The organism is Acinetobacter seohaensis, from assembly GCF_056431365.1.
This window is the reverse complement of the sequence record NZ_JBWKMK010000037.1, coordinates 1-7,689: the sequence shown is the minus strand read 5'-3', so window position 1 is coordinate 7,689 and position 7,689 is coordinate 1. Positions and strand designations below refer to the sequence as shown.

General features: G+C 37.3%; 7 protein-coding genes. 2 read left to right on the top strand and 5 right to left on the bottom strand.

The window, feature by feature from the left end; genetic code table 11:
• Positions 1 to 224: 224 nt before the first annotated feature.
• The gene (gene mobQ, locus AC07E5_RS06450) at positions 225 to 1,589 is read right to left on the bottom strand and encodes a MobQ family relaxase (protein ID WP_498625041.1); all 1,365 of its coding nucleotides are present in this window, start codon (positions 1,587 to 1,589) and stop codon (positions 225 to 227) included.
• 216 nt (positions 1,590 to 1,805) lie between these two features.
• On the opposite strand from mobQ, the gene AC07E5_RS06445 reads away from it, so the two are divergent.
• Positions 1,806 to 2,066 carry a DUF8583 domain-containing protein gene (locus AC07E5_RS06445; protein WP_498625039.1) on the top strand — a complete coding sequence of 87 codons (261 nt, stop codon included), beginning with the start codon at positions 1,806 to 1,808 and terminating at the stop codon, positions 2,064 to 2,066.
• Between the two features lie 681 nt (positions 2,067 to 2,747).
• Positions 2,748 to 2,945 (top strand): hypothetical protein, encoded by a 198-nt coding sequence (locus tag AC07E5_RS06440; protein ID WP_004733253.1) that lies wholly within the window; start codon positions 2,748 to 2,750, stop codon positions 2,943 to 2,945.
• Positions 2,946 to 3,011: 66 nt separating this feature from the next.
• Here AC07E5_RS06440 and AC07E5_RS06435 read toward each other — a convergent pair whose 3' ends face one another.
• The 4 genes from AC07E5_RS06435 to repM form a co-directional block, all read right to left on the bottom strand.
• Positions 3,012 to 4,889, bottom strand: coding sequence for a potassium transporter Kup (locus AC07E5_RS06435; RefSeq protein WP_004282101.1), 1,878 nt, complete (start codon positions 4,887 to 4,889; stop codon positions 3,012 to 3,014).
• A 370-nt stretch (positions 4,890 to 5,259) separates the two neighbouring features.
• A complete protein-coding gene (locus tag AC07E5_RS06430; RefSeq protein WP_004968401.1) occupies positions 5,260 to 5,403 on the bottom strand; it encodes a hypothetical protein in 144 nt (47 codons plus the stop codon).
• Between the two features lie 21 nt (positions 5,404 to 5,424).
• Complete coding sequence (locus AC07E5_RS06425; protein ID WP_498625037.1) at positions 5,425 to 6,000, bottom strand: plasmid replication DNA-binding protein; 576 nt, start codon at positions 5,998 to 6,000, stop codon at positions 5,425 to 5,427.
• Positions 5,993 to 6,943, bottom strand: a complete 951-nt coding sequence (gene repM / locus AC07E5_RS06420; protein WP_498625035.1) for a replication initiation protein RepM — start codon at positions 6,941 to 6,943, stop codon at positions 5,993 to 5,995. Before repM ends, AC07E5_RS06425 begins: the two co-directional genes overlap by 8 nt.
• Positions 6,944 to 7,689: the final 746 nt, after the last annotated feature.

Here is a 7,689-nt window from a genome sequence, read left to right as displayed (position 1 = left end):
CTTGCTAGTACAGATAAGGCAAAAGAAGACTACAACGCCTTGCAAGCCAAATATGAACAGCTACTCGAAAAATCAGGCTCGATCAAATATGTGGAATCACAACTCACTAATGCAAATGCACGGATAGTTGAATTAGAAAAACAGATTACAATGCAAAAAGACAAGTAACTGACGATGAAGGCTGACATGCTCCCCATTAAATCATCGGTTTAGTACGGAGTATGTCAACGCTCTTTGTTGTTTTGGCGACTTGCAGCTTTGTTAATTGATTCTTGTCGCTCATTTTCAGCAATTTCTTTTTGAAACTCCTGAATTTTCTTGTATTCGTCTGGGTTCTGTTTGAAAAGTTGAGTATGTGCTTTTTCGTAATAAGTGTAGTTAGCACCTAGATTTTTCTTGCTCTTGTACTCAAGTAGCAAGTTTTCCCATTTTACTTTGATGTTGTTGTTATGCAGGTTCACCATTTCTGAAAGTTCTTTTTTCCAAATCCCAATTTTGAAAGGGTTTAATGGCTTGTTTTGCTTGTGTACTTCAATCTTAGTAAGAAGTTTTGAGCTTAATTCTTTGCATTCTTGTATTTTTTCTAAAATTTCTCTTAAATCATTCTCAAAAATTTCTTTGGCCAACTTTGAAACACGGGCATTAAAATCGGCAATAGCCTGTTTTTTTTCAGGCTGACTAAGTTTGAGAATAGGGCTAGATGGCTCTAATTTGCGATTTAAGGCGTTTTTTGGCTCTTGGTTTACTTTCGTGTAGTCTTGCTGTTTAACTTCGCTTTGTGAGCGTTTTAGGTCGTTTATTGCGCCAAAATAAAAGACAATCTCCTGATCAAGCCCTTTGATTAATTGTTCATTTGCTATTTTTTCAGCGTTTCTTGCTTTGATCGCATCATTTTTCAGGCTGATTTCTGTGTCTACGCCTTGTCTGCGTAACTGTGTAACGCTGTTGCCCTCATGTTGAGTGGCTTCTAGGTCTAAGCCTTGCGCCTTGTAGCTGCGGTGATCGACTTCCACAAAGATATGCCCTGCTCTTGCTAGGTGGCGGTTTGTTAGGTCTGCAAATTTTTCTCTCCAGTGTTCGACCTGTTGCTTGCCGTGATCATTAAATTCTCTTGTCTTTTTCCCTAAATTGCCTTGTTCGTCAATGCTTCGGGTGGTTAGTAATATGTGAGCGTGATAGTTACGCTTATCGCTACCGTTTGCTGTGTGTGGGGCGTGAATGGCCGCATCCACGACAACGCCATGACGCTTGATAATTTCCTGGCATAGGTCGTCTAGTAGCTCTTGCCGTTCCTGTTTGTTGAGTTCGTGAGGGAATGCAATTTCAAATTCTCTAGCAAGCTGTGAATTTTTGCGATTCTCGACTTTCTCTACAGTGTTCCAAAGTTGGTTGCGGTCTAGTAATTCGGGGTTCGTTCCTGCAGGGGCATAGATTTTTGAAAACTCCACACCTGTTTTTTTCGTGTAATCCTGTTCTTTCCCTTGTCTTTCATCTATCAACTTTTCGCCTGAACGATAGGCAGCAGCAGCTACGGCACTCCGCCCATCTGCTCTACTTACGTTTTTAACTGAAAAGTGATAAATCGCCATTTTCTCTTTTGTCTTTTTTCCAACAACCAAAACAACAATAAAAACAAATCTGCTTTTATGGGGGGTAAGGGGGTATCTCCTTTCGCACTCCAAACTTAATGAAATTAGTTTGGGAAAGTGCGCCCTTCGGGAAAACCATTATAGCTTAGGAAGGCATTGAATCTCAATGGCAGGTATCCTATGCTCTAATGGTTTTTTAAAGGCTTTGGAATCACAATGGGTATTGAATCTTTAGATCAGAAAATTGCAAAACAACAAGAGAAGTTAAACCAGTTAAAAGCGCAAAAACAGGCTGCTTTAGCAAGAGAAAAGGCAAAACAAAAAGCGCAAGAAAGAAAGGACGACACTAGACGTAAAATTTTGTTGGGTTCTTTTTTAATGAAACAAATGGAAGATGAAGCGCAGAAACAAAAAATACTCGCTGGCCTGAACCAGTATTTGACCGAAGATCGAGATAGAAAATTATTTGGATTTTAACTCTGAGATTCATTTAACTATTAAAGATTCAAATCGCTCCACCCTGTATGTTAAACAGATGAATGAAAATGTTCTTAAGACTCTCCAAAAAAAACCCTGTAAGAGGGGAATATTAAATCCTTACAGGGTGTTAAAGCGGAGAGTGCTAAAAATGTGCAAAATGCAAATTTATTGTTAAATGTATCACACTTTTTGGATAAAAAATAATTTTTTCACAAAGTATAAACTTCTATGAGTTTTGCATATGACATTACATTTAAAAAGTGAACTTAGAGTTATCCAAAAGATATCCGCAGAAATTGTGGATTTTTTTCAGGCTGAAAGCCTTATAGATTGTAGGTGATTTTCTGTTTTGAGTGTTTTTTGAGCAAAAATGTTGGCAAAAAATATCAAAACTGCTCATAAAAAAACCGACTTGTTTCAAAGTCGGCTTTTTACGGATTTTAGGGTTGAGTGTGAAATTTTAAGTCATTGATTTTTATATTAATATACAAGTGTATTGCGTATAACCACCATTATGTTAAATAGATAGCATTTGGGGGATATTATTTATTCTTTCAATAGGCAGAAACTTGCAGAATTTTTCTTAATTTGTAATCCTTGCGGCTAAGGGTGTCTAGCGTAGCTAAGACAGGTATTCGTTATAGTCGGGCCGCTATAATACGGATAACGAGTGCCTGTATGTTTAACCTAAATATCTTTAATAAGATCTCTAGCGAAGTATTGACCATCAAAAATGATCTTGAGCTGAATTCCGAGAATCAACTGATAACTAAATATAAGACTTCTACTTCTGAAGATTATAAAAAAGCAATTATTTTGATCTTTAAAGAACGTGGTTATTCAGCTTTAGAGATTGGTCAACTATTGGAAAATTAAAGTAAAAGATTTATTCTGATCAGATAGGCACCCTTATTTAAAGGTGCCTATTCATTTTAGAAATTCTTAAATTTCAATCTGACTACCTAGCTCTACCACCCGGTTAGAAGGGATTTTATAAAAATCACTGACAGGGCTGGTATTTTTTTGCATTGCGACAAATAACTTTTCACGCCATGTAGACATCTTGCTGGACAGACTTGGAATTAATCTTTCTCTAGAAACAAAGAAGCTGATATTCATTAAGTCATACTCAAGATCCAGTACTGAAAAAGCTTGTTTCAATGAATGAGGCACATTAGGCTCTTCTTTAAATCCATAATGGATCGTTATTCTGAAAAAACCATTCTCTAGTACTTCAGTAACGATTCGCTTAGCTTCATCAACATACGGGATTTCAGAAGTCTTGATTGTCACCAAAAAATTACGTTCATGCAGAACTTTATTATGCTTTAGATTATGTAAAAGCGCATGGGGTACGACTTGAGGCGTTCCAGTTAAAAATACGGCATTTCCACTCACTTTCTGACCTGTCTGTTCAAGGTGCTCAAGAAACACATTCAGTGGAAGCGTGTCCTTCTGCAGTTTGTCCTGAAGAATCTCTCTGCCTTTTTTCCAGGTCATCATGAGGGTAAAAACAATAACCGCAATAACGACTGGTACCCAGCCTCCAATCAGGACTTTTAATAGGTTTGAACTCAGCAAAACCAGATCAATAAAGGCGAATGGAATAATGAACAGTAAGACTTTCCATGTTTTCCATTTCCAGTAACTATAAGCCAGAAAAGCTACTAACAGTGTGTCACAGAACATGGTCACAGTGACGGCCAGACCATAAGCACCTGCCAACTTGCTGCTACTTTCAAATATTAAGATCAAGATGGTGATAGAGATAAACAGGAGCCAGTTCAGTAATGGAATATAAATTTGTCCAATTTCCGAAGCGGAGGTATGTAAAACTGTAAGCCTAGGTAGATACCCCAACTGTATTGCCTGTTTAGCCATAGAGAATACCCCACTGATTAAAGCCTGTGAGGCAATCACTGCAGCTGCAGTAGCCAGAATAATCATAGGATATAGAAGGGCTGAAGGCAGAAGCAGGTAAAAAGGATTGGTGATAGCCGAAGGATCTCTTAACAGTAATGCTCCTTGTCCAGCATAATTCAGCATCAGACATGGCAGTACAATTAAAAACCAGCCTAACTTGATCGGTAAAATACCAAAATGTCCCATATCCGCATATAAGGCTTCACCACCTGTTACTGTTAAAACCACAGCTCCCATCACAAAAAATGAAATAAGAGGATTGTTAATAACGAATAAAAAAGCCCAGTGTGGGCTGAATAATGCAAGAACAAATGGACTTTGAATAATACTCATAATGCCAATGGCACCAATAGATAGGAACCATAACAGGGTAATAGGACCAAAAAACTTCCCCATCATTGCAGTCCCATGTTTTTGAACGGCAAAGAGAGCTATAAGAATTCCAATACTGATTGGAATAATGAAGCGATCAAATGACGGGGCAGCAACAGAAAGTCCCTCAACTGCAGATAAAACAGAAATAGCAGGGGTGATGATACCGTCACCGAAGAATAAGGATGCTCCAATGAAACCTAAGATAATGATTGCCAGTCTTTTTCCACGGGACAATCCTTTTTGCCTAAGGTTTAAGGCGAGTAATGCCATGATACCCCCTTCACCATTGTTATCAGCTCTCATGATCACCAAAACATATTTAAGCGAAACAATTAAGGTAATGGTCCAAAAGATTAAAGAGAGAATTCCCAGGATATTAAGTTCATTAATAGGTAGCCCGCGTGTCGCATGAAAGCTTTCTTTTAATGCATATAATGGACTCGTTCCTATATCGCCGAATACTACTCCTAGTGCAGCCAGTGTTAATGCTGGTACTGCCGGCTTACTCACATTATTTTGCATATATTTGATTTACAAAATTGGGGAGCCTCGAATTTTATCATATGGCTTCTCATGAAATTGCCTTGTACATAAAAAACCATACTTTCTTAGAGTGTTATAGTTTTTCTAGCTAAGCCTGCACTATATAGGTGCTATTTCACTTATAAGTAATCCAAAAATATATGATTCTCTAATAGATAATTTTAAGTTTTTTCTAAAATTAACATAATACACCTTATACGAAATGCTTTTTAAATTGTGTTATAATTCAATGTGTTGATTTCAGTTTTATAGCCCATTCGCCCTCGAATGGGCTTTTTTTATGATTTTTCATGTTCCACGATCAATAACTGAACAATGTTCCACGGTTTTAATAAGCTCTGGTGAACAATCACTTGCTTTGCTCTTGGGCTTTTTGGCGCTGATCCTTCTCCTTTTTAAAGGCTCGTTGATCCATAATGCTGGCTATAATCATGATAGGAATCCCGATAAATAGAAATGCAATGCCTTGTAGGATCTCTTTCAGTTTTTTCATACGTAATGCTCCTTGGAGAGCTTAGTCCTCATTGAATACCGCACTCAGTACTCGGCCAAATAAGCTACGTTTTTTAGGTTGTGGCACTGCCACATTTTGCAACGTGGCATGCTGTAGCGTTTGGCTGTGGTGTGCTGTAGTTTCTTGCTGTGGCACTGCCACGTTTTCTACAATATTTAATTCATTATTCTTTTTATTATCATTGTCTTGTTGTGTTGTCGCATGCTGTGGCATATCGGTGTCGCATGCCGTAGCATCTTGTTGTGGCGCTGCCGTGGCGGGTGCAACAGTTTTTAACTCAATAAGCGTCTGCATACGGTCGATTTGCTGCATTAAACGCTCTTCACGTTCTTGGTATTTTTTAACTTCATTTTCTAAATGAATAATGAGTTTTTTTGTAGATTCATCGCTATCTGATGTAGAAGATTCAATTTGTTGAGATTTTTGCTCAGGCTCTCCAAAGCATCTAATCACTTCCGAAAGGTCAAATTGACCATCACTAGAGCGTGATAAACGCCCATTACGTACAGCTCTGTAAATGGTTGACCTATCAATATGAAATTTTTTAGATACTTCACTTAGCGATAACTTAGCCATTTACTGTGTCCTTTTTATTTGATGGCATGTATCCCACTTTTTTTAGGTATGGGGCTAGTTCTTTGATTTTTTCAGAGTCTTGTAGCATCTCAGAAATACGTACAGCAAACTGTTGGTAGCTTTCTGTACCTTGAGAATATTTCCCCATTTCAGGTAATTCTGAAAGCTTATTAGCAAACATATGACGTTGAGCATCCGTCATTTTTGAAAAAAGATCTAGCGTGTTTGGATCTCGCTTATCTGCTATTGGTTGATTCGTTTTCTTTTGTTTGAAGGCGAATGAAAAACCTGAAATAGCACGACCTTTTTTATGTTGCTCATATTTAACGGTAATATCAGAAAGCTCATTAATTTGTTTAATAGCAATATCTAAAACACGTCTTTTAAAAGCCTCCATACGATCATATTCATTAACTCCTATACCTAATTGGCTACGGAATTTATTCAACTCATATATAGGTGTTTTGCCTACAGACTTCCATTGCATTAACAACTCATAGAGTCGTACAGCATAAACGCTTTTAAAATCGGCAGTTTTTTTAAGATGGTAACTAGTAAAATATTGTTCAAAGCCATCTATTTTTGTGACATGTTCAATTACAACACGAGTTAATGTTACTAGTATGCGACCTTCACCTTTTCGATAATTAGCATCTTGAATCCAACGACTTTTTGTTAAAGTTCCATCTTCATTGGTAATAGTAAATTGTCTTTTAAATAAAGAATCTTCTGCCTCAACTAAAGCTAAATAAGCAGCATCAGGTGAAACATTAAAGGCTGTAGCATATCTACTAGCATTTAGTTCTAATGGTTCTTCTGCTGATAATCCTTGACCTGTTTCACGAGCATCGACAATAGCGAGCTGTAATAGGCGAGTTTCACTTAAAGTAAGTGTCTGTAAGGCTTGAACAAGTTTATTTGATTTTACGACTAAGTCGGCCATGTCATTCTATTTAGCAACGGTTTTATTATGTTGTTATAACAACATAATAAATATTTGTTGTCAAATTCCGAGGAAACGTTGCTATATAACCGAGGAAACGTTGCTATATAACCGAGGAAACGTTGCTATATAACCGAGGAAACGTTGCTATATGTTCCTTGAAAGCACTGTAGACTAAGGCTTTCAGACCATTTAAAAACATTTAAAAGCATTAAAAATAATTAAAAGCCCAAGTCATGAAAAATTGCCCTTGGTTTTCGCTTCGTTTCACTCGCTCAAACTCTATTGAATCTCGCTTTCGCTCGATTCGTCGGGGCAATTTTTTTGCTCATCTCGTTGTGACTTTAATAAAAAGCAAAAGCACGATGAATTCGCTTCGCTCATAGAGCTTTTTTTGCTCGCTCCGCTCGGTCTAGGTGCAAATATCTGCATATAATTTACGCTTATTTAGGCTTCTCAGCCTAAAAAGCTGTTTTTCAGAGAGTCTGGGCGCGAATTTTTGTTGTGGCGCTCGTAGACACTCGCTAATAAATACTTGTTATTGTTTAATTAATCTAATAAAAATCATCTTCTATCGGCTTTTGCTAAATTGGAAAATATTAGAGAACAGCTGCAGAGAGTTTTAGCTAGTCATAATTCATAAAAAATATCGATTGTGTACTGTACTGTAATGTACTAAAATACGATACAGTACAGTACACAATAGGAAGTAAACCCATGGCAATCACTAAATCAGATGTGGCAAA

Coding starts and splice junctions, on each gene's coding strand:
- AC07E5_RS06430 (WP_004968401.1), bottom strand. CDS start 5,403: ATGAAAAAACTGAAAGAGATCCTACAAGGCATTGCATTTCTATTTATC.
- repM (WP_498625035.1), bottom strand. CDS start 6,943: ATGGCCGACTTAGTCGTAAAATCAAATAAACTTGTTCAAGCCTTACAG.
- AC07E5_RS06435 (WP_004282101.1), bottom strand. CDS start 4,889: ATGCAAAATAATGTGAGTAAGCCGGCAGTACCAGCATTAACACTGGCT.
- mobQ (WP_498625041.1), bottom strand. CDS start 1,589: ATGGCGATTTATCACTTTTCAGTTAAAAACGTAAGTAGAGCAGATGGG.
- AC07E5_RS06425 (WP_498625037.1), bottom strand. CDS start 6,000: ATGGCTAAGTTATCGCTAAGTGAAGTATCTAAAAAATTTCATATTGAT.
- AC07E5_RS06445 (WP_498625039.1), top strand. CDS start 1,806: ATGGGTATTGAATCTTTAGATCAGAAAATTGCAAAACAACAAGAGAAG.
- AC07E5_RS06440 (WP_004733253.1), top strand. CDS start 2,748: ATGTTTAACCTAAATATCTTTAATAAGATCTCTAGCGAAGTATTGACC.